Source organism: Pseudoalteromonas sp. TP27 (assembly GCF_056470645.1).
Genome location: NZ_JARDAK010000007.1, coordinates 98,616 through 119,295 on the forward strand (window position 1 = coordinate 98,616; position 20,680 = coordinate 119,295).

The 20,680-nt window shown below is 38.3% G+C and carries 20 protein-coding genes; 19 read left to right on the plus strand and 1 reads right to left on the minus strand.

From position 1 onward, the window contains the following. Window positions 1–3: 3 nt before the first annotated feature. The 3 genes from arsB (at window position 4) to PX700_RS10465 (ending at window position 3,302) form a co-directional block, all read left to right on the plus strand. Window positions 4–1,020, plus strand: coding sequence for an ACR3 family arsenite efflux transporter (gene arsB, locus PX700_RS10455; protein WP_415637818.1), 1,017 nt, complete (start codon window positions 4–6; stop codon window positions 1,018–1,020). 137 nt (window positions 1,021–1,157) lie between these two features. Next, window positions 1,158–1,451, plus strand: coding sequence for a thioredoxin domain-containing protein (locus tag PX700_RS10460; RefSeq protein ID WP_415637819.1), 294 nt, complete (start codon window positions 1,158–1,160; stop codon window positions 1,449–1,451). 336 nt (window positions 1,452–1,787) lie between these two features. Further along, the gene (locus tag PX700_RS10465; protein WP_415637820.1) at window positions 1,788–3,302 is read left to right on the plus strand and encodes an EAL domain-containing protein; all 1,515 of its coding nucleotides are present in this window, start codon (window positions 1,788–1,790) and stop codon (window positions 3,300–3,302) included. 3 nt (window positions 3,303–3,305) lie between these two features. Here PX700_RS10465 and PX700_RS10470 read toward each other — a convergent pair whose 3' ends face one another. Next, on the minus strand, window positions 3,306–4,214 hold the full coding sequence (locus PX700_RS10470; RefSeq protein ID WP_415637821.1) for a 1-aminocyclopropane-1-carboxylate deaminase/D-cysteine desulfhydrase: 909 nt from the start codon (window positions 4,212–4,214) through the stop codon (window positions 3,306–3,308). Window positions 4,215–4,292: 78 nt separating this feature from the next. Here PX700_RS10470 and PX700_RS10475 point away from each other — a divergent pair, with 78 nt between their 5' ends. Genes PX700_RS10475 through PX700_RS10550 form a run of 16 tightly spaced genes read left to right on the plus strand, consistent with a single transcriptional unit; the run spans window position 4,293 to window position 20,671 of the window. After that, window positions 4,293–5,216 carry an MSHA biogenesis protein MshI gene (locus tag PX700_RS10475; protein ID WP_415637822.1) on the plus strand — a complete coding sequence of 308 codons (924 nt, stop codon included), beginning with the start codon at window positions 4,293–4,295 and terminating at the stop codon, window positions 5,214–5,216. Continuing rightward, entirely contained in the window at window positions 5,213–5,812 is a 600-nt protein-coding gene (locus PX700_RS10480) for a PilN domain-containing protein (protein ID WP_415637823.1), read from the plus strand. Before PX700_RS10475 ends, PX700_RS10480 begins: the two co-directional genes overlap by 4 nt. Beyond that, window positions 5,809–6,504: an agglutinin biogenesis protein MshJ gene (locus PX700_RS10485; protein WP_415637824.1), complete on the plus strand. Its 696-nt coding sequence runs from the start codon at window positions 5,809–5,811 to the stop codon at window positions 6,502–6,504. Before PX700_RS10480 ends, PX700_RS10485 begins: the two co-directional genes overlap by 4 nt. Next, entirely contained in the window at window positions 6,482–6,808 is a 327-nt protein-coding gene (locus PX700_RS10490) for an agglutinin biogenesis protein MshK (protein WP_165724855.1), read from the plus strand. The genes PX700_RS10485 and PX700_RS10490 overlap by 23 nt, the downstream gene beginning before the upstream one ends. Then, window positions 6,792–8,444: a pilus (MSHA type) biogenesis protein MshL gene (gene mshL, locus PX700_RS10495; protein ID WP_415637894.1), complete on the plus strand. Its 1,653-nt coding sequence runs from the start codon at window positions 6,792–6,794 to the stop codon at window positions 8,442–8,444. The genes PX700_RS10490 and mshL overlap by 17 nt, the downstream gene beginning before the upstream one ends. Before the next feature lie 2 nt (window positions 8,445–8,446). Beyond that, window positions 8,447–9,349: an ExeA family protein gene (locus PX700_RS10500; RefSeq protein ID WP_415637825.1), complete on the plus strand. Its 903-nt coding sequence runs from the start codon at window positions 8,447–8,449 to the stop codon at window positions 9,347–9,349. Beyond that, entirely contained in the window at window positions 9,346–10,488 is a 1,143-nt protein-coding gene (locus PX700_RS10505) for a tetratricopeptide repeat protein (RefSeq protein WP_415637826.1), read from the plus strand. The genes PX700_RS10500 and PX700_RS10505 overlap by 4 nt, the downstream gene beginning before the upstream one ends. After that, window positions 10,485–12,212 carry a GspE/PulE family protein gene (locus tag PX700_RS10510; protein ID WP_415637827.1) on the plus strand — a complete coding sequence of 576 codons (1,728 nt, stop codon included), beginning with the start codon at window positions 10,485–10,487 and terminating at the stop codon, window positions 12,210–12,212. Before PX700_RS10505 ends, PX700_RS10510 begins: the two co-directional genes overlap by 4 nt. Continuing rightward, window positions 12,199–13,419, plus strand: a complete 1,221-nt coding sequence (locus PX700_RS10515) for a type II secretion system F family protein (RefSeq protein WP_415637828.1) — start codon at window positions 12,199–12,201, stop codon at window positions 13,417–13,419. Before PX700_RS10510 ends, PX700_RS10515 begins: the two co-directional genes overlap by 14 nt. 4 nt (window positions 13,420–13,423) lie before the next feature. Continuing rightward, window positions 13,424–14,008, plus strand: a complete 585-nt coding sequence (locus PX700_RS10520) for a pilus assembly FimT family protein (RefSeq protein ID WP_415637829.1) — start codon at window positions 13,424–13,426, stop codon at window positions 14,006–14,008. Window positions 14,009–14,030: 22 nt separating this feature from the next. Continuing rightward, window positions 14,031–14,561: a prepilin-type N-terminal cleavage/methylation domain-containing protein gene (locus tag PX700_RS10525; protein ID WP_415637830.1), complete on the plus strand. Its 531-nt coding sequence runs from the start codon at window positions 14,031–14,033 to the stop codon at window positions 14,559–14,561. A gap of 8 nt (window positions 14,562–14,569) precedes the next feature. Then, window positions 14,570–15,061, plus strand: a complete 492-nt coding sequence (locus PX700_RS10530) for a type IV pilin protein (RefSeq protein ID WP_415637831.1) — start codon at window positions 14,570–14,572, stop codon at window positions 15,059–15,061. After that, entirely contained in the window at window positions 15,048–15,614 is a 567-nt protein-coding gene (locus PX700_RS10535) for a type IV pilus modification PilV family protein (RefSeq protein WP_415637832.1), read from the plus strand. The genes PX700_RS10530 and PX700_RS10535 overlap by 14 nt, the downstream gene beginning before the upstream one ends. Continuing rightward, a complete protein-coding gene (locus PX700_RS10540) occupies window positions 15,614–16,453 on the plus strand; it encodes a PulJ/GspJ family protein (protein WP_479520679.1) in 840 nt (279 codons plus the stop codon). The genes PX700_RS10535 and PX700_RS10540 overlap by 1 nt, the downstream gene beginning before the upstream one ends. After that, a complete protein-coding gene (locus tag PX700_RS10545) occupies window positions 16,443–16,934 on the plus strand; it encodes an agglutinin biogenesis protein MshP (protein ID WP_415637834.1) in 492 nt (163 codons plus the stop codon). Before PX700_RS10540 ends, PX700_RS10545 begins: the two co-directional genes overlap by 11 nt. After that, window positions 16,931–20,671, plus strand: coding sequence for a DUF6701 domain-containing protein (locus PX700_RS10550; RefSeq protein ID WP_415637835.1), 3,741 nt, complete (start codon window positions 16,931–16,933; stop codon window positions 20,669–20,671). The genes PX700_RS10545 and PX700_RS10550 overlap by 4 nt, the downstream gene beginning before the upstream one ends. Window positions 20,672–20,680: the final 9 nt, after the last annotated feature.

The following is a 20,680-nucleotide window of genomic DNA, read 5'->3' on the forward strand; positions in this document are numbered from 1 at the left end:
GTAATGGGATTGTTTGAACGATATTTATCAGTTTGGGTAGCTTTAGCAATTGCTATAGGTATTTTTACAGGCTCAATAATACCAGAGCTATTTATACTAATAGCAAGCTTTGAATATGCGCATGTAAATATAGTAATAGCGATACTTATTTGGCTAATGATTTATCCAATGATGGTTCAAATTGATTTTTCATCTATTAAAGACGTGGGTAAAAAGCCAAAAGGGTTATTATTGACGGTTGTACTAAATTGGCTTATCAAGCCATTTACTATGGCGCTATTAGGTTGGCTATTCTTTAAGGGTATATTTGCAGACTGGGTTGACCCAAAAACTGCAACTGAATATATTGCAGGCATGATTTTACTAGGTGTTGCGCCATGTACGGCTATGGTTTTTATTTGGAGCCAATTAACCAAAGGCGATGCTAATTATACGTTAGTACAAGTTTCTATAAACGATATAATTATGATTTTTGCATTTGCACCTATAGCGGGTTTATTACTGGGTGTAACCGATATAACAGTACCGTGGGATACGTTATTTTTATCTGTGGTGTTGTATGTACTTATACCATTAATTTTAGGTGCGGTTACGCGTAAAAAACTTGATAAAGCCGAGGATCATTCTCGACTCAATCAGTTTTTGAGCATTATGAAACCCTATTCAATTATGGGGTTATTAGCGACAGTCGCTTTATTATTTGGTTTTCAGTCACAAACTATTTTAGCCAACCCCGAAGCGATTGTACTTATAGCTATTCCGCTACTGATTCAAACCTATGGTATTTTTGCTATTGCTTATTTTGCCGCAAAAAAAATGAAGCTAGAGCACAATATAGCTGCACCAGCGTGCATGATCGCAACATCTAATTTCTTTGAGTTAGCAGTTGCCGTGGCTATTTCATTGTTTGGTTTACACTCTGGTGCTGCACTTGCAACCGTAGTAGGTGTGTTAGTTGAAGTACCTGTAATGCTAAGTTTAGTTTGGTTCGCAAATAAAACGCGCCATTGGTTTAAGTAAAAGAAGCTAGCAGAGATTGTTATACATAATAATTACTGCTAACGAGACTACTCAAAATATATTTAGCACTATTAAAGCCACGAGCTATGGGCCTGTCGTAATAGAATATATTAAAGAGGGGAGCAAAATTCTAATTATTGGCGCTACTTTCAGACGCAGACCTTGTAGTTAAAGCTACGCTTCGCGTAACAAAATCTTCAGCTAAAGAACTTGCTTTACTAAAGGAAAATATAACAGAAGATGCGATTTTAGAGACTATGCTTGAGTATTCGATATTAGTTGATAAACCGACTTTTTATGTTGTAAAAGGTATAAAGCTTTGTCGGTCTGGCGAAACAGGTTTGCACTCATTAAAAAGGCATCCAGTGGATGAGTTTTCCAAAGTAGATGGACAAGCAATACTGACAGAGCATGATAAAGCAGAAGTATAGACTCTGTACATATCACAAATTAAACCTATCGCTTTATAAGGCCTCGTTTATGCGAGGCTTTTCGTCTAGAACTCCCCATAAACGTTTAAACTTATTTTGAGCCTTGTACTTATGCGGATCTTGAACAACACTTTAGTTAATAATTTAACGAGTGAGTATGCCATGCATCAAAGAAAACTCTGGTTTTTAAAGCAATTCAAAAGGATTTATTTCACTTTTATAGCTTGCGTACTTCTGAGTTTTAATTTTTTATTAAATGATGTGTTACATCAAAAGATACATACGTCTGGGCAGCAACTGGTTAAACAAGTGTATGAACTAAATTTAGCACCTTTAATGAATAATGAAGTGTTACTCGCGTTGGCTAAAAGTGAAGGTTTTATGCTTGAAGCACAGTCTTCTTCTTCACACTTAATGCATTTAGTAAGTGTAGAGCGCGAAGTGTTTAGCTATAAAACACTCAGTTTACGCTTGTATCATTATCCGGCCTGGGTGATGCAAAGCTACTTATTCTTATTACTAAACTTAATTATTATAGGAGCTGCTAGCTGGTCCTTTCGCTGGTGGAGCTTACTTAAAGTGAATCCAGTACCTATAAATGCAAACACACTAGCTGTCCCCACTAAAACGGTTAAACAAAAGCAGCAAAAAACAATATTTACTAAGCAAGTAAAAAACTGTGAACTGAGCTCTTTATATGGAGTGAATTCAGCAACACATCACTTATTTTTACTTGTTAGCTTTGATTGCAATTTTAATCAAAATATAGATATAAAAGCGAGCTTTAACGCATTAGTAGCTAAAACGTTCGCTGAACTTAGAGGGAGATCGGTAAACGTCGTTGACTCTAATTACTTAGCCATTACTCTGCAAGGCGTCCCTGTTACCGAATTAGATTGTTACGTTGCACGATTACATAAGTGTGTATTTGTATTATGTCAAAATAATCAAAAAGGTATTACCCGTAAAAATATTAAAATAGGGGCATGCGACTATAAATTAGGTGCAGACGAAATAATGATAAATCAATTTGCAAAGTCAGCACTTACACTATCGCAAAGTAGTTTGTTGCAGCATTGCCATCGCTTACCACTACGCCATATCCAAGAAAAGGTACTATCTAGCAAGCAAGTAATTGAAAATATTGAAAAGAATAAGTTCATATTGTTTTTTCAGCCATTATTTGAACTCTCAAGTGGTAATATTTTACAACATGAAGTCCTAATTAGAGTGCGTCATAGCAAGCATGGTTTGCTTGCCGCTCGTTATTTTATTAATCAAGTTTATAATAATCAAGATACTTTAATATTAGATAAGGCCGTGATAAACCAAGTTAAAAGATTAATACAAAGCGAGTCATCGGCTTTAACCGTGAGTGTAAATTTGCACCCCAATAATTGGTTTAATGATGAATTTTGGCATTGGTTACCCGCTCAACTGACACAGTTAAAACTCAATGCAAAGTTACAATTTGAAATACGTGAAGAAGACTTTTTTACACCAAGAAAAAAAATAACAAATGCATTAAATATAATCAAAAAAGATCGATCTCAAATAATCATCGATAATGTGAAAAACAGTGAAAAAATTGCGACTTTGATCAATCATAATGAAGTATGTGCTCTTAAATTATCGTACGATCTTGTCCGCTTAGTTCATGAAAAAAATCACAATCAAATGAAAATTAAAAAGATAGTAAAGGCTGCTAAACTACTAAATTTACCAGTGTATGCTGTCGGCGTAGAAACACAAAAAGAGCTATTTATACTCGCGAAATTAGGGGTAGTGGGCGCGCAAGGGTTTTATTTTTCAGAACCTTTGCAAGAGTTTACTCAAACAGTATTTCACTAGCATTTAGATTAGGCCTCTGTATTTGAGCCCATCTAAACCCTGAAGCCCACCAGTATGAACGGCAATTATTTTACTGCCGGGGGCAAAGTAGTCTTGTTCAATAAGCTGCCATAATGCATACATCATTTTTCCACTATAAATAGGCTCAAGCGGTAAATTATAAGTGCGGCCCATCTCTTGGCAAAACTGCCATAACTCAGGTGAAAACTTACCATAGCCACCACCATGAAACTCTGTAAGTAACTGCCAGTTGTTTTGATTTTTAGCTTTGTTACTTAGTTTTTTAATTTCTTCGTTTAAATAATCAGCTTGTTTTAATACAGCAACGCCTATTACCTTTGTTGTTGGAGCGCTACCTTCGATTAATCCAGCAAGCGTGCCGCCACTGCCAGTGGGGCAAACTAAGTAGTTATGCTCAGGTAAGCTTTGTACTAACTCTTTGCATCCTAATAAGGCGTGTTCATTGGTGCCACCTTCAGGAATTATATAGGCGTCAGGGAAGCGTGCTTGGAGCGATTCTAAATAAGCTTCATCGTGGCGCTGTCTATATTCAATACGATTAACGACATGAAGTTGCATACCACATTGCTGAGCAAACTGAATTGTTGGATTGTCTTCGTCAAGCTGTGGGCCGCGAATAATAGCGCGGGTTTTAATATTAAACTCTTTACCTGCAGCGGCGCAGGCATGAATGTGATTTGAAAAAGCACCGCCAAACGTAAGTAATTCGGTTTTTTTAACCTTTTGCATATGGGCTAAATTGTATTTTAATTTACGCCATTTGTTACCACTTATTAGCGGATGTAATAGATCGTCACGTTTTACACCTAAATAAATTTTTCTCTTTTTTAGAAACGTTGTATCTATTTGTTGAATATGGTTATTTTCGTTTATTTTGAATGATTGATGCATTTTTTATTAGTTTTCAACTTGGCAAAGTAAAGAAAGTGTACGACACTTGGTTAATACATAATTAACAATAGTAGCTATATGAAAGAACAGCTGTTTTCTTGGTTAAATCGTAGTTTAGATCCTAATACAGCTATTGGTGTAGCAACGTATGCAGATACTGTAAACGCAGTCTGTTTAAAAAAACAACGCGACCAATGGATGGTGCATAGTTCACATAGTGTCAATGTATCTGAGCAAACCGATTATACCGCTGCTATTGTTGCTTGCACAAATCAAGTTTGTAACGACGTGTGTGCAGTAAATTTAGTTGTACCACACTATTTTTATCAAATAGTGCAAATGGATAAACCAAACCTTAGCGATGAGGAAATCATCCAGTCACTCCCTTGGACTACAAAAGATTTAGTTGATATAGCATCTGAAAACATAGTTGCTGACTTTATTGATTACCCTATAACGTTACCAATGCAAAGCAGCAAAATGAATGTATTTATTACTAATAAGCTGCAGCTACTTCCGTTTATAGATAGTTTTGAGCAAACCAAGGCTGTTTTGCGTGCAATGACCTCTGAAGAAATGGTTTTGGTTACTTTGTTTGGCGCGTATAAAGAAGCGCATATGCTGATTGTGCAACATGTTAATCATGAGCCTCGAATCTTAATTATTCGTAATGGACAATTAGTATTAGCTAGGCGATTAAACGGTTTTTTAGGTATTTCTGATAAAGATCAAAATCAAGAATTAGTAGAAGCGTTAGGATTAGAAATTCAGCGTTCTATGGACTTTTTTGAAAGCCAGCTCAAGCAACCGCCAATTCGCAGCATTCAGTTACAGTGCGACGACTTATCTTCATTGACTCTTAGGGCAGGTCTTGCAGAGTTTTTACAAGTAAAGGTTGTAGATTTTACGCCCAATTTAGAATTAGCGAAGCAATTAGAACCTAACTTTTATTATGCACTTGGTGCTGCCTATCAATTAACTGATCCGGAGTCTGTGCTATGAAAACCCGGATTAATTTTTATCAAAAAACCTTACGAGTACGGCGAGACCCAGTCCCTTTATCGGGAATGATTACGCTGTGGTTAGGTGCGCTATTAATTATTGCAATCACCTGGACTTTTTATAGTTATAAAGCCTATTCAAGTGAGCTTGATTTAGAACAAAATAGGCAATACCTCAAGCAAGGGAAAGCCCAGCTAGAAGTTGTAAAGCAGCAATTAGCAGAGAAGCAAAAGAAAACGCTCTTCATTAATGAGTTAAAAACACTGCAGCAAGAGGTTTTACATAAACAGCAAATATTTAGCTATTTAGAGCAAAGTTCGAATCAATCTGCAACCGACTATGCACAGGTTATGCAAGATTTAGCCAAGTATCACGAGCCTAATATCTGGCTTACCCATATTAAATTTGTAGGGCAAAGTGTTACGTTTCAAGGGCAGGTATCGCAGTCAAAATTTTTACCTATGTGGTTTAATAATTTAAAGCAATCACCTTTTTTTATTGATAAAGAATTTTCAGTTTTAGAACTGTCAACAAAAGATGGTTTGAGTGAATTTAATGTGGCGACCGACCTTACTGATAAAGGCGCTAAACCATGAACACAAAAAAAAATAGCCAAAGTAAAAAGAACAAAGGCTGGCCTATGTGGGCTAAGTATCAAGCGCAATTTGCATCGCTGCAAAAGCGTGAGAAGTATTCAACAGTATTTGTTGGCTTATTTGTGGTGATTTACCTTGGCCTGTGGTTTGTTATTTTTCCACAGCAAGATGAAGTTGCTCATATTCGTTCTGAACAAAATGCAGCGCTGCAGGAGTTACAGCAAATAAATGCACAGCTTTCAATGCTAAATCAAGCACTTAATCACGATTACACTAAAGTGTTACGCGGTCAAATAGCACAGACAAGAAATAAGCTAGAGGATATAAACAATCAGCTTAATAGTTTTAGCCAAGGCTTTGTTGCTGCTAAAAATGTACCTGCTGTTTTAAAAGATTTACTCGTAGATAGTAGCGATGTGAGAGTAAGCAGTTTTAATGTAAAACCTGCGCAGGCTATAGATGTTGAAAAATTGGGTGAGCATGATACGCAAACATTATTTTTTGAGCATCAGATGGTGGTTACTTTAGAAGGTAGTTATTTTAGCTTACAAAAATATTTAGCAGCATTAAAAAATAACCAAGAAAAATTGTTAATACAAGAGTTTAGTTACCAGGTACTAACGTACCCAGAAGCTGAGCTAACTTTACAAATTGCTACAGTGAGCGCTAATGAAAAATTTATCGCATTATAATTTATGTTTTTTATTACTTTTGTTCACTTTCGCACCCAGTGCATTAGCGCAATTACGTGATCCTACTCAACCAAATATGTATGTAAATAACAACAAGAGTGTAACTCAAAACACAGAACTTAAATTGCAATCTATTATTAAAAACAGTACTGCATTCAAGGCTATTATTTCTGGCCATATTTATCGAGTGGGTGATGCTGTAGACGATTTTCGGGTGCTAAGCATAAACTCAAAAAAGGTTGTGCTAGCAAATGACGATAAACAAATAAAATTAGAATTATATGACTATGAAATTAAAAAATAATTTATCTTACCCGTGGCTTTTTCTCCTATTATTGCCTACATTTTTAACGGCTTGCCATAGCTTTAAGCCTGGTAAAGAAGTTAAAACTCATATAGAACAAGAGCTGGCTGAAAAACCTGTGGAAGCTAAAGCGATTGCGCCTTTACAGATGCCGAGTGAGCTTACACAAAGTCTATTATCATCAATAAATAATGAGCAAACTATAAGTGATGATTTATCTATAAAGCGTTTTGATGTAGCCGCTAATGACGTTGAAATAGGCGCCTTTTTTGCAGGCTTAACAGACGACACCCCTTTTAGTGTTGCTGTACATCCTGAGGTGAGTGGCACTATTAGTTTAAATCTCAAAAGTGTGACATTTAATGAAGTGATTGCGGTTATTAAACGCATGTACCCTTTAGATATAGTTAACGAAGGGCGTATTGTACAGGTGCTACCAGCTAAAATGCGTACCGAAACAATACCCGTAAACTATTTAATGATGCAGCGTAATGGATTATCAACAGTAAGTGTTGTAGCGGGGGGCGTAAGCCAGTTTGCGCAAAATAGTGGCAGTTCCAGTCGTTCTAGTAACTCTAACCAAGGAAGCCAAGAGTTTGGCAGTGATAATGAAAGTTTAGAGTTAAATGGTTCTCGTATTCAAACAATTAATAAAAATGATTTTTGGAAAGAGTTAGAGCTTGCTCTTAAGTCGTTAATTGGTGCAAGTGAAGGGCGCTATGTTGTTGCTAGCCCACAAGCAAGTTTGGTAACGGTTAATGCATTACCAAGTGAGATTAGTCAGTTAAAAGAGTTTTTGCGTCAAAGCCAAGAAAACTTACAGCGCCAGGTTATTCTTGAAGCTAAAATTATAGAAATAACTTTAAAAGATGAATACCAGCAAGGGGTTAATTGGGAAAGAATATCAAGTGGGTTAGAAGGTGGTGTATCGTTTGCAACAACCGCAGGTACAACGATTAGTAATAGTATATCGGCTGTTTTAGGCGGGTCATCGTCGTTAACAATTCAAAAAGGGGATTTTAACGGCGTTATTAACTTGCTTGAAACGCAAGGTGACGTGCAAATGCTATCTAATCCTCGGGTAACCGCAACAAACAATCAGAAAGCTGTTATAAAAGTAGGTCAGGATGAATACTTTGTAACCAATGTATCGAGCACAACAGTGACAGGTACTTCAACAACGACATCGCCAGAGATTGATTTAACGCCTTTCTTTTCGGGTATTGCACTAGATGTAACGCCACAAATTGATAAGTACGGCTCAGTAATTTTACATGTACACCCCTCAGTGACTGAAACCGAAGAGCAATTAAAAGTAATTACGTTAGATGATCAGCGTTTTGAGTTGCCACTAGCGCAAAGCAATATTAGAGAGTCAGATACGGTAATTCGTGCACAAAGTGGTGAGATAGTTGTTATTGGCGGTTTAATGCAAACGACAACAGAAGATGAAGAATCAAAAACACCAATATTAGGTGACATTCCGATTTTTGGTAATTTATTTAAAAGTATACGTAAGCGCCAAGAGAAAAAAGAGCTGATTATTTTAATCAAACCAACGGTTGTTATGCCGGATACGTGGAAAAAACAGCAAGGCGAAACTCGCAGACTTTTAAATACTTGGTATGAAAATTAACTATGTATTTGCGCTTTTTCAGTTTAAGTGAAATGCCTTTCACGTTAACCCCAAATACGGAGTTTTTTTGTGCGCTTGAACCTCATCACGAAGCTATGCAGGTACTTACAACCGCAATAGAAATGGGTGAAGGGTTTATTAAAGTCACAGGTGAAGTTGGCACAGGTAAAACGCTACTTTGTAGAAAGTTATTAAACCAGCTTGAGCCAGATTACATTGTTGCTTATTTGCCTAACTCCTATTTAAGCCCTGAAGAGCTTAGATGGGCCATTGCAATAGAGCTCGGTATGGATGTAGATAAAGCATTAGATCAACAAGCACTTGGACAGCTTATAAATCATCATTTATTGGATTTACAAGAAGATAATGAGCGTGTAGTCCTTTTGATAGATGAGGCGCAATGCTTGAGTTGGGAGACTCTAGAAGCACTGAGATTATTTACAAACTTAGAAACAGAAAGCGAAAAACTAATTCAAGTGGTGTTATTTGGGCAACCTGAACTTGATGAAAAACTAGCTAATAATAAAGTAAGGCAATTACGCCAACGTATTAGTTTCTCTTATAAATTAAGGGCTATGACTGGTGCTGAGGTTATTTATTATATAAATCACCGCTTACAAGTTGCAGGGTTTAATAGACCTCCTTTATTTAATAATAGTATGGGGCTTAAAATTGCCAGAGCTAGCCGTGGTATTCCTCGGTTAGTTAATATTTTATGCCATAAAGCACTATTACAAGCGTATGGTGAAGGGCTAAATAAAATAACCAATCGCCATATTCAGCTTGCTATAAAAGATACTGAAGACTGCGCAAAATACCGAGCAGGTCAATATTGGAGCTACAGTGCTTTAATGTTTAGTATTTTAGCTATTGCTGCCATCTGGGTATGGAGGCAATGGCTATGAGCGTTATAAATAATATGCTTAAAAACATTGAACAACGAGAAGCTAAGCAAGTAAATGTTCAAGAAGGCATAAATATAAAACCAATATATGACTTAAGGAATATTGCATTTAAAGTTGTAATTGTACTTATTATGCTAAGCGTCATTTTTTTAGCGTACTTGTATTTACCTAATGCTGACAAACAAGAAACTCAACCTAAGTCTGTGTTACCACCGCAAAAAATGGTTGCGGTTATAACCTCTAATTTATCTGACTCTGAAGATGACGAAAATACTGTAGAGCCTTCAGTTGGACAAGACGCTGTGAAAAAGGTTGTGCAAGTTGAGCCGGTAAATCAAGTAGATAATGATTTGGTTGAGCCTAAGTTGGATGAAGCTACATTGTTAGCTTCTCAGCCAATAGCAGATCCGATTGTAATTGCCCAAGTTAAACAAAGCCCTGAACTAGATAGTGATAATGAATTGGCAGCTAGCGAGTTTACTGTTAGCAAGCCAAAAATCACTCCAGCAGCTAAAGCTAAGCCTCAAAATACGATGACTAAAAGTGCGCCAGAAGCCAAGTCGCCACAGGATTTATTAATTGAGCAATTAGCTGCAGCTAAACAGGCAATACAGTTTGGTTTATACAACGAAGCCATTAGTGATTTAAACACTGTTTTAGCGCAATCGCCTTTACACGTAGAAGCCCGAAATTTACTGGCTGCAACCTATTTTAAACAACAAGATATAAATTCTGCGCAGCAGGTTTTACAGGCAGGTATTCGTCAAAGCCCTAACGTACTGGAATGGCGTGTAATGCTAAGCAAAATACTCATTATGCAACAGGAGTATGAAGGCGTATTACTGCTTTTAACTGACGAATTTGAATCTCAAGCGAATCTTGATTTTTGGGTGCTGCAGGGAACTGCTGCTCAAAGTGCGAGTAAGCACTATAAAGCACTTGAAAGCTTTAAACATCTTACACAGCTACAGCCTAGTCAAGCTAAGTGGTGGCTGGCACTTGCAACATCAAAGGATGCATTAGGAGAATATCTTGATGCTAAGCAGCTTTATAAGGTTGCTCTAGATTTAGGTGGATTAAATACAGCTATGACCCAGCATGCATTACAGCGTTTAGTTGCGCTAAAGGAGGCCGTATGAGACCTAGTTTAAAGATGCGCTTAGGCGATTTACTTGTTCACGAGCACATGATCACCGAAGCGCAACTTAGTGAAGCACTAAATGTTCAAGCAGCAACAGGTCGTAAATTAGGCTCGACGCTTATTACACTTGAGTTTATTAGTGAACCACAACTATTGCGCTTTTTAGCGCAGCAATTACAAGTTCCTTTTTTAGATATATCACAGCGAAAAATATCACACGATGTATCTAAGCTTTTATCTGAGGTTTATGCGCGTCGTTATAGAGCATTAGTTATTGAAGATAATGGCGACTCTGTTTTGGTTGGGATGAGCGACCCGGCTGATTTAAGAGGGCTTGATCAACTTGCAACTATGCTTGCTCCTAAACGAATAGACTTAGCCGTTGTACAAGAAAGTCAGATAATGGCTGCGTTTGACAACGTATATCGTCGTACGGATGAAATTACTAACTTTGCAGCACAACTTCATGAAGAATACCAAGACGTAGAAGAGTTTGATTTAAACTCCTTAGGTGATGAAACATCGGATGCAACTGTTGTAAAGTTACTGCAATCTATATTTGAGGATGCTGTGCAAGTTCGTGCATCCGATATTCACATAGAGCCTGATGAAGGCTTGCTACGTATCCGTCAGCGTATTGATGGCATATTACAAGAGCACACTCTTAACCAAGTAAAAATAGCATCTGCATTAGTATTACGTTTAAAGCTTATGTCGGGATTAGATATATCTGAAAAACGCCTTCCTCAAGATGGTCGCTTTAACATAAAAGTGCGCAGCCACAGTATTGATGTGCGCCTATCTACCATGCCTATTCAGCATGGTGAATCAGTTGTAATGCGTTTGCTTGATCAATCTGCAGGATTATTATCGTTAGATGAAACAGGCATGCCAGTACACATATTAAAGCGTGTACGCAGTATTATAAAACGTCCACATGGTATGGTTTTAGTTACTGGACCAACAGGTTCGGGCAAAACAACTACACTTTATGGCGCATTAAGTGAATTAAACCAACAAGAAAATAAAATTATTACCGTAGAGGATCCGGTTGAATATCGTATTGGGCGCATTAACCAAGTACAAATAAATAATAAAATAGGGCTGAGCTTTTCAAGTATTTTACGGACCGCTCTAAGGCAAGATCCTGACATTATAATGGTTGGCGAAATGCGGGACCAAGAAACGGTCGATATTGGATTAAGGGCCGCTTTAACAGGTCACCTCGTACTATCAACGTTACATACCAATGATGCAATTACCAGCGCTATACGCTTAATTGACATGGGCGCACCTGCTTACTTAGTGGCAAGCTCATTGCGCGCTATTATTGCCCAGCGATTAGTAAGAAGAGTATGTAATGACTGTAAAGTACCTTACCTGCCAGATCGCCAAGAAATAAGTTGGTTAAAATACTTAGGCGAAAATGTTACTGACGCTCAATTTTCTAAAGGGCAAGGTTGCACTGCATGTAATCACAGTGGCTATAAAGGACGTGTAGGTATTTTTGAGTTACTCGAAATGGATGATGCGATGATGGATGCATTGCGCGCTAACGATACACAAGGCTTTGCAAAATCTGCCAAAAATAGTGCTAACTTCTCACCGCTTTCAACAATGGCATTAAATTACGCTAAGCAGGGTATCACCTCGTTAGATGAAGTATTTAAAGTGGCGGAATATATCCCAGAAATAGTAGGGGATATTGATGCAGCTATATAGCTATAAGGCGAAAGACAGCAAAGGTGTATTGGTTAAAGGCCAATTAGAAGCAAGTAACCAAGCTGGCGTAGCTGATAGTTTAATAAAACGTCAATTTATACCCATATCAATTTCATTAGTTGAAACAAAAAATAATATTAAAATTTTCGATAATTTGTTTGTCGAAAAAATAACGCTAGACGACATGATTATGTTTTCTAGGCAAATGTATTCGCTACTAAAAGCAGGGATTCCAATTATACGAGCAATGATTGGGCTGGCAGATACAACACAAAATAAAGAATTTAAAAATGTATTGATGGAAGTTACTCGGCAGCTTGAACAAGGCCGTGACTTATCCAGTGCGATGGCGATACATAATGAAGTGTTTAGCCGACTAACAGTGTCAATGGTAATGGTTGGTGAAGGTTCTGGCCGGTTAGAGGATGCTTTTTACCAACTCGCTATTTATTTTGAAAAAGAACAAGAAACCCGAAAACGTATAAAAGCAGCAATGCGCTATCCCACTTTTGTCATTTTGGCTTTAGTAGGAGCCATGATTATTTTGAATATTTTTGTAATTCCTACCTTTGCGAGCATGTTTGCCAAATTTGATGCCGAATTGCCGTTAATGACTCAAATATTAATTGGCACCAGTAGTTTTTTTGTTAACTATTGGTGGTTGCTGTTAGTTATAGGTATTGGGGCGGTATTTGCGTGGAAACGTTATTTAAATACAGATGCTGGGCGCTTCAAGTGGGATCAATATAAATTAAAAATCCCCTTTATTGGCGATATTTTAAAACGTACGTTGCTTGCACGTTACAGTCAAAGTTTAGCTATGGTATTACGTTCTGGTGTACCTATGACCACCGGATTATCGCTAACAGCGCATGCTGTAGATAATAGCTATATGGAAAAAGCGATTATAACTATGCGCCAAGATATAGAAAAGGGCGATAGCTTACTTAGAGCGTCAAAAAGCTCTGAGCTGTTTTCTCAGCTTGTGTTACAGATGGTTGCGGTGGGTGAAGAAACAGGCCGGGTTGATGAGTTACTTCAAGAGGCTGCCGATTATTATGAGCGTGAAGTTGATTACGACCTACGTAGTTTAACCGCAAAAATAGAACCTATTTTAACTGTGTTTGTTGCCATTATGGTGCTGATTTTAGCGTTGGGTATTTTTATGCCGATGTGGAACATGATGTCAGCGATTAAAGGTAATTAACCAAGTGATAGCATCAAAGGCTTACTCAAAAGGTTTCTCATTATTTGAGTTAGTTATTGTTGTGATTTTACTGGCAGTAATTTTGAGCTTTGCTATACCTCAATATATAGGTATTAAAAATCAAGCGCATAATGCGAGCGTTGATGCTATTGCAGGTGGTTTTTCATCGGCCGTAGGCATGGTTAGGGGGCAATGGGAATTAGAAGGAAGACCAAACAGCAGGTCAAATAAAACATTTGTTAATTATGGAGGAGTAATAGTTGGTGTTGATGGAACGTTAGGTACACCAACAAGTGATGAAACAGAAAAAAAAGATACTCGCGCAGAAGCTATAAATGCTAATAAATGTCGCCAAGTATTAAATGTAATTTTACAAGATGCACCCAGTAGTACGTTAAGTAATGAAATATCAAGAATAAAAAGTGTAAGTTTTTTAGTTAGGTACAATGCAAAAAGTTCGCAATGCGTCTACTATTTAACTCATACCCTTGATATTAAAAGTATACCTACCAATACGGGTGAAATATTAGGGTTAACAGGTTTTTCATATTTTGCTAAAACAGGCAAAGTAAAAATATTTAAAAATTAAGTAATTAAAAAGAGGCTTACTTATGAAAACGCAATCGTTAAAAAGTTTACCAATGAATAAACAAGCAGGTTTTACACTTGTTGAATTGATCATCGTAATTGTTATTTTAGGCATTTTAGCTGTTACTGCAGCACCTCGCTTTTTAAACTTGCAAGGTGATGCCAATGCTTCAACACTTGAAGGCTTACAGGGCTCTATTCGCAGTGGTATGAATATCGTAAACGGTAAATCTATTATTGCTAGTGATCACAAAAAAGCAACGGCTACAGTCACTGTAGATACAGGTGATGCAGTCGATACAGTTTATGGCTACCCTGCAGCAAAACAGGCTGCCTTTGAGGCATTTTTAGATGTTAGCTTTGCTGCTGATGATTCAGCAGATTTTAATATTGTAGAGATTGCAGCTGATAAGAAAGTAATAATTTTCCCAAATAGTTATGTACAGACAGACCTATGTCGCATCGAATATACAGAAGCTAGTGATGCGAATGCAGGTACACCCCCAGTTTTAGTAGAAAAACCTACTATTGATACTTATTTAACGGGCTGTTAATTACATAAATGAAAAGCAGTAGTAAGCAACGATTGCGTGGGTTCACACTCATTGAGTTAATTATTACTCTAGTAATATTGGGAATACTGTCGGTAACGGCAGTTCCCAAATTTCTGGGCAGCTCAACAGAAGACGCCTATTCGTATCGAGATCGTACTTTAAATGCGCTGAGAACAGTGCAGCTACGTGCAATGCAAAATACAGCAACGGCAAGCTGTCATACCCTTTATATAACCTCCACACTTATTGCTCCTCCTACACCCGATACATGTATCGGTGGAGCTGATGCTAATAACACCGATCATTTAGTGGTACAAATAGACACGCAAAGAAGTGATATAACCTTTAACGCTTTAGATAGTAACGCGAATATATTTACCCAAATTAGTTTTGATCCTTTAGGTAAATCAAATCAAACTTGTACTACGCAATGTCGAATAGATGTTGGATTAGCCGGCGTATGCATCAGTGGTGAAGGGCTTATATATGCGTGCCCTTAGCGTGAAGGGTTTTACTCTAATAGAGCTTATTATTGGCATAGTCATGTTTGCTATTTCGCTTAGCATTATTACTGCTTTAATAGCCCCGCAAGCCAAAAAAAGTGCAGAGCCAATAATTGCTTTAAGAGCATCTGAATTTGGTCAATCATTAATGAACGAAATTCAAAGCAAGTCGTTTGATGAGCACAGCGATAGAAGCGTTCCTTTTAGGCGTTGCGGTGAAACAGCCTTAGGTGCAGAATCTTGTACCGCATCAGATGATTTAGGCGCTGATAACTTAGATGCGGATAACTTAGAGGCAGGGCTTGAAACCCGAACCAGTTATAACGATGTTGATGACTATATCGCACTTTCTAACCAACCTATTACAAATAGTTTAGGTGAGGTGTTAAGCGAGTACAGCGACTTTAATTTAGTTGTTACCGTTGAGTACGATAGCGACTTTAACGAATCGACCACCAACGATGGCACAACCTTTAAGCGCATTACTATTGAAGTAACATCACCTTTAGGTGAGGTTTACGGCTTTAGTGCATATAAAGGGAATTACTAATGCAAAGAGCTAAATACCAAAATGCATTTACACTTATAGAATTGTTACTTGTCATGATTATTATTGGCATTTTAGCCGTAAGTGCGTTTTCGTTTATTGGTGCCGGTGTCAGTATTTACTCACAAGGTGTAAAGCGCCAAGAAGCGGTTGCACAAGCTCGTTTTTTAATAACGCGACTCAGTAAAGAGTTGCGCCACGCTACGCCAAATTCTTTAAGGCTCTCTTGCGATAATAATACTAGCGGAGCGTGTAGTGCGCAGCAGTGCTTAGAATTCACGCCATTTCTGTCGGCCACTCACTATACAAATTACCTACCTACCGTAGCACCTTTTAATGTTAGCGCTGTTGATTTTGAACTTAATAATTTAACGCAGCCGCAAGCTGGAGATTGGGCAACGATATACCCGTTAAGCAGTGCTGATATATATGATGAAAATAATAATAAGCGCTTAAAAGTATCTGCATTTAATAGTTCAGCGAGTGCAATTGATGAGTGGCAATTTAGTAAAGCATTTGCCCAAGAGTCGCCAAGTAAACGCCTTTATTTGCTTTCAGAACCGGTAAGCTTTTGTGTTGAAGGGCAATATTTATATAGATATACCAATTACGGTTTTACTATTAATCAATTAGATGCAGTGAGCTTACAAGTAAGCAGTGGTATTAAGCGTGATTTATTAGGTATTTATATTGCCAATAATTTAGCGAGTGATTTGTTTTTTACTCTTGATGCGCTCTCCTTGCAAAGAAACGCTGTGCTTAATGTAAATGCGCAAATGCAATTTAACGATACCGAAGTAATGAACTTTAACCATGAGGTGCATATTCCTAATGTACCTTAAAAAAAATTCTCACAGAAAAGCCTTACCCAGTAAGCAAAAAGGGAACTTAATAATTGTTTCTTTAGTAATTATTGTTGCTTTATTAGCGCTGGGATTAGCATTAGTTAAAGTGCTTTCTGGTGCATCACAACAAAACACGATTGAGTATTACGGCGCTCGAGCTTATATGGCAGCGCAAAGCGGCCTTGAAAGTGGTTTAACGCAACTATTTCCTGTAAATAGATCAGTTCAAAGCTGTGCATCAGTTACAGCTAATTTAACCTTTCAAACTACATATTTAGCTAACTGTAAGGTCGAAGTGAATTGTAGCGAATATATAGGCTTACCCGACAGCAGTACAGCAAATGGACTTGTGAATATATATTATCTACAAAGCAGTGCAACGTGCGCTGCAATTGATTGCCCTGCAGGGAGTAGCTGCAGAAAAGACTATTGGCAAACACAAAGAACACTAAGCGTAGAGGCTAAAACGTTACCATGATGAAAAATGCATTAGTCACACTATTTTTTAGCTGCGTGTTGCTTTGTAATTACGTAAACGCGGTACCGCCTAAAATTGAAGGGCGCTATATTGAGCTGCAAGACACATACACATCACCTATTTGGACAAAAATAAATTTTCAACAGCAGTACATAACACCTCCTGCTGTTTTTATGCTCTCAACAAACCAAGGCGGAAACCCCGCAATAATAAGAATACGTAATATAACCACAACCAGCTTTGAGGCACTACCTCTTGAGCCTTCGGGTGAGGATGGTGAGCACGTTACGATGGGAGCTCATTATTTGGCTGTTGAGTATGGCGTACATGAGTTTCCTGATGGAACAATCATGGAAGTAGGAAGTACCGATTTACTATTAGAGCTACAATATGGTCCTAAGTCAGGTTTCTCTCCATTTACGCCAAAAGGTTATAAACAGTTAATGTTTGCTGAGCCATTTTCACAAAGGCCGAACTTTTTCCATTCATTACAAACGCTCAACAGCATAGATAGTAACCCACCTACTCAAGCATTAGTGCCTTTTTTGACCGTTGCAGTAGAAAGTAATTCTTTATCTGCTAGCGGCGTTAATATTGCCTTAGAAGCTTCAGAAACAGCGCTCGGCGTTATAAAAAGTGAGACGGTTGCTTATATGGCTGTTGAGCCTGGAAGTAACCGCGTATTTACAGACGATAATGGGCTTGAAGTGTCCTGGGAAACATTTTTTACCGGTTTTGAAGTTGACGGTTGGAGCAATGGCTGTAATTACTTTAGTTTTACTAATAATTTTAGTGTGGCTCCATTAGTTGTAGCAAGTAAAAACTCACGCCAAGAAGATGATGGAGGGTGGCTACGCAGCTGTAACTTAAGAACAAATAGGTTGGGCTTGGTTGTTGATGAAGACCGTGATGGCGATAACGAGCGAAATCACGTAAAAGAAGAAGCTTCAATACTCGCTATGACCAGTACCTTCGTATTTAATGGTGATATTTTAGATTGTGATACGTTATTCCCGGGCGCTATTTCTACTTATAATAACGGTGAGGTACAGTTGGTTCAGGGGGTAGAAATAACAGACGGTAATGCACAGTTCGTCACAACCACGAATTTAATCTCTACAGCGCTGACGAGTCCTCCTTTATGTAATGGTCAAGCATGTGTTGCTGGTGGCTATAACTCTTTAGAGCCTAATCAAGCGGCGCAAGTACCAACGGTTACAAACGATGGTAGCTCAACAGGGCCAGTACCTACTTCCTTAGCTGGCGATTATTACTATGATGAGTTGCAGTTAAGTATGCTGGAAACAGAGTACCGAGTAACAGCGCCTACACGTATTTTTTTAAAAGACACCACATCACTTTTATCGACTTCATTTTTGAATATAGGTAAAACAAATATAGTGGTAGAAACTGGTGCATATTTAGCTATTTATGTTGATGGTGCAATTGCCATTGCAGCAGATGCCAATATTGCGGCCTATATTGTTGCCACTGGTGAGGTAAGAATCGCACAAAATGTAACGTATCAGGGGTCAATTACATCGGCTACTCAAATTATTACCGAAGGGAGCTCAACGTTTGACGCTCTACCAGTACCAGAGAGTATCCCTGGTTTTTGTGGTATTTATACACCAGAAACCCTAGATCATTATCGTTTAACAATCAGCGATAACAAAGGTCTAACGTGTGAAGCTAAAGAGATGACACTCACAGCGTGCGCAAATGACGCCTGCGACTTATTATTTGCTGAGCCGTCTAGTTTAAACCTTTCTCCAGATAATAGTGGGCAACAAAGCTGGGTTACGGGAGAGAATATTAATTTTACAGGCTCAACAACTGTTGAGTTTGCCAAACGTACAACTGGTAGCGTTACATTTGGGTATAACACTGCAGATCCTTCGGCGCCTCTTCGTTGTTACATCGGTGGTAATAATGTTGGTTTGAGCGGCTGTAAAGTCACATTTTCTGATGCAGGGTTTATTTTTAATAACGAAACCGATGGTAATACTACAATTCCTACTCAGTTATCAGCTAAGCCTTCAAATACTGGATTTAATGCAAAAGCGCTATCTATTCAGGCGGTAAAAACAAATACCACAACAGGAGTATGTGAAGCCGCATTTCCCGCCGGTGGTGATGTAAACTTAGACTTATCGTATACATGCAGTGCTGGTGCAAGTTGCTCTGATACAGTATCACTTAGTAATAACAATAATACCTTTGCGGTTGAGCAAGCCGCTAAATCATTCACGCTAAACTTTGATAACGACTCTAAAGCACCCATTGTAATTAGCTACCCCGATGCAGGAAAGTTGAGTTTAAATGTAAAAACCAACTTAATTTTAGACCCGATTACTAACCTGTCAGTAAATCTAACCGGTAGCTCAAATGAATACGTTGTAAAGCCATTCGGATTAGCGATGGAAGTTGCAAGTGATGGTTATGCAGCAAACGCTAATGGGAGCTTATTTAGATTAACTGGCGAAGCATTTGATTTAAAAATGAATGCGGTGCAGTGGCAAACAGGGCAAGACACTAATAACGATGGCTTCCCAGACAACTACAGCAATATTACAAATAACATCATTGCCAAGCATTTTATTACAGAGCAACCATTGGTTGAGGCGTCGCTTAACGCGCCTACACCAGGTGTGCAAGGCACGCTTGAAGCGATGAGCACATCGCCCTTTAGCGATACAGGTAGTTTGAGTGAATCTATATCGCAATATAATTACGATCAAGTTGGCATTATTGATTTAATAGCAGGCCTTCAAGGTGCCGATTACTTTGGTGCGGGAGACGTAAAAGGTGAACTATACAACGTTGGCCGCTTTGCACCTTCACAGTTTCAAATATTAGGTGTGCAAGCCGCAGCGCAATGTACACGTTATGGCAGTAATTTAACTTACCACGATCAACCTTTTGAACTTGGCTTTACAGTACAGGCACAAAATCAAAATGGTGAGCTAATGGCCAATTATAAAGAGGGCTTTGATAAGTCCAGTGTAGCTATCAATGCCGAAAATAATGAAATAGCTAACTATGTACCCGCAACTAATTTTGCTAGCCGCTTAGTAAACCTAGGAAATAATAACTGGGGAGATATAAGTGACGGCCAATGGCAAATGAGCCAAATAAATACCACACTTAAAAGATTAGGTGTAGGGCAACCAGATGGGCCATTTGCCATGGTCAGTTTGATGGCAACGCTTTCTAACATAGAAGGGGCAACACTAATTGATGCAAACGATAAACCAAACACACAAGCAGCATGCTCGGGTGGTTGTAATAGCGTACGGCTAAATGCATTACCAATAGAGTTTAGGTTTGGACGTTTAGTGCTTGGCAATAACGCAGGCTCCGATCTCGACCCTTTACTTATTCCTATGCAGGCTCAGTATTACAACGGTAGTGGATTTGTGAATAACGCTGAAGATAACTGTAGTGTGTTTGATCATACCCAAATTACTCAAATATCACCTAGGAGCCCGCTATTGGGCTATGAATATGGAGGTGGAGCATCAGGTCAGTTAGAAGCTGGAGTGTACCCTGCAAGCAATGGTATTTATGCAAAACCAAATGGTTTGGGCGAGTTTACCTTAGAATATAATACTTATGATTGGTTAAAGTGGGATTGGCAAGGCGATGGAACACAGCTTGATCCTCGTACTATATTACGATTTGGCCGCTTTCGAGGAAATGATCGGGTTATTTACTGGCGTGAAACACGCGAATAGTTGTAAACT

Excerpts from the sequence above, each read along its gene's own strand:
- PX700_RS10475 (WP_415637822.1), top strand. The coding sequence starts at position 4,293 with ATGAAAGAACAGCTGTTTTCTTGGTTAAATCGTAGTTTAGATCCTAAT.
- mshL (WP_415637894.1), top strand. The coding sequence starts at position 6,792 with ATGAAATTAAAAAATAATTTATCTTACCCGTGGCTTTTTCTCCTATTA.
- PX700_RS10485 (WP_415637824.1), top strand. The coding sequence starts at position 5,809 with ATGAACACAAAAAAAAATAGCCAAAGTAAAAAGAACAAAGGCTGGCCT.
- PX700_RS10480 (WP_415637823.1), top strand. The coding sequence starts at position 5,213 with ATGAAAACCCGGATTAATTTTTATCAAAAAACCTTACGAGTACGGCGA.
- PX700_RS10500 (WP_415637825.1), top strand. The coding sequence starts at position 8,447 with ATGTATTTGCGCTTTTTCAGTTTAAGTGAAATGCCTTTCACGTTAACC.
- PX700_RS10525 (WP_415637830.1), top strand. The coding sequence starts at position 14,031 with ATGAAAACGCAATCGTTAAAAAGTTTACCAATGAATAAACAAGCAGGT.
- arsB (WP_415637818.1), top strand. The coding sequence starts at position 4 with ATGGGATTGTTTGAACGATATTTATCAGTTTGGGTAGCTTTAGCAATT.
- PX700_RS10465 (WP_415637820.1), top strand. The coding sequence starts at position 1,788 with ATGAATAATGAAGTGTTACTCGCGTTGGCTAAAAGTGAAGGTTTTATG.
- PX700_RS10505 (WP_415637826.1), top strand. The coding sequence starts at position 9,346 with ATGAGCGTTATAAATAATATGCTTAAAAACATTGAACAACGAGAAGCT.
- PX700_RS10470 (WP_415637821.1), bottom strand. The coding sequence starts at position 4,214 with ATGCATCAATCATTCAAAATAAACGAAAATAACCATATTCAACAAATA.
- PX700_RS10540 (WP_479520679.1), top strand. The coding sequence starts at position 15,614 with ATGCAAAGAGCTAAATACCAAAATGCATTTACACTTATAGAATTGTTA.
- PX700_RS10515 (WP_415637828.1), top strand. The coding sequence starts at position 12,199 with ATGCAGCTATATAGCTATAAGGCGAAAGACAGCAAAGGTGTATTGGTT.
- PX700_RS10530 (WP_415637831.1), top strand. The coding sequence starts at position 14,570 with ATGAAAAGCAGTAGTAAGCAACGATTGCGTGGGTTCACACTCATTGAG.
- PX700_RS10550 (WP_415637835.1), top strand. The coding sequence starts at position 16,931 with ATGATGAAAAATGCATTAGTCACACTATTTTTTAGCTGCGTGTTGCTT.
- PX700_RS10545 (WP_415637834.1), top strand. The coding sequence starts at position 16,443 with ATGTACCTTAAAAAAAATTCTCACAGAAAAGCCTTACCCAGTAAGCAA.
- PX700_RS10510 (WP_415637827.1), top strand. The coding sequence starts at position 10,485 with ATGAGACCTAGTTTAAAGATGCGCTTAGGCGATTTACTTGTTCACGAG.
- PX700_RS10490 (WP_165724855.1), top strand. The coding sequence starts at position 6,482 with ATGAAAAATTTATCGCATTATAATTTATGTTTTTTATTACTTTTGTTC.
- PX700_RS10535 (WP_415637832.1), top strand. The coding sequence starts at position 15,048 with ATGCGTGCCCTTAGCGTGAAGGGTTTTACTCTAATAGAGCTTATTATT.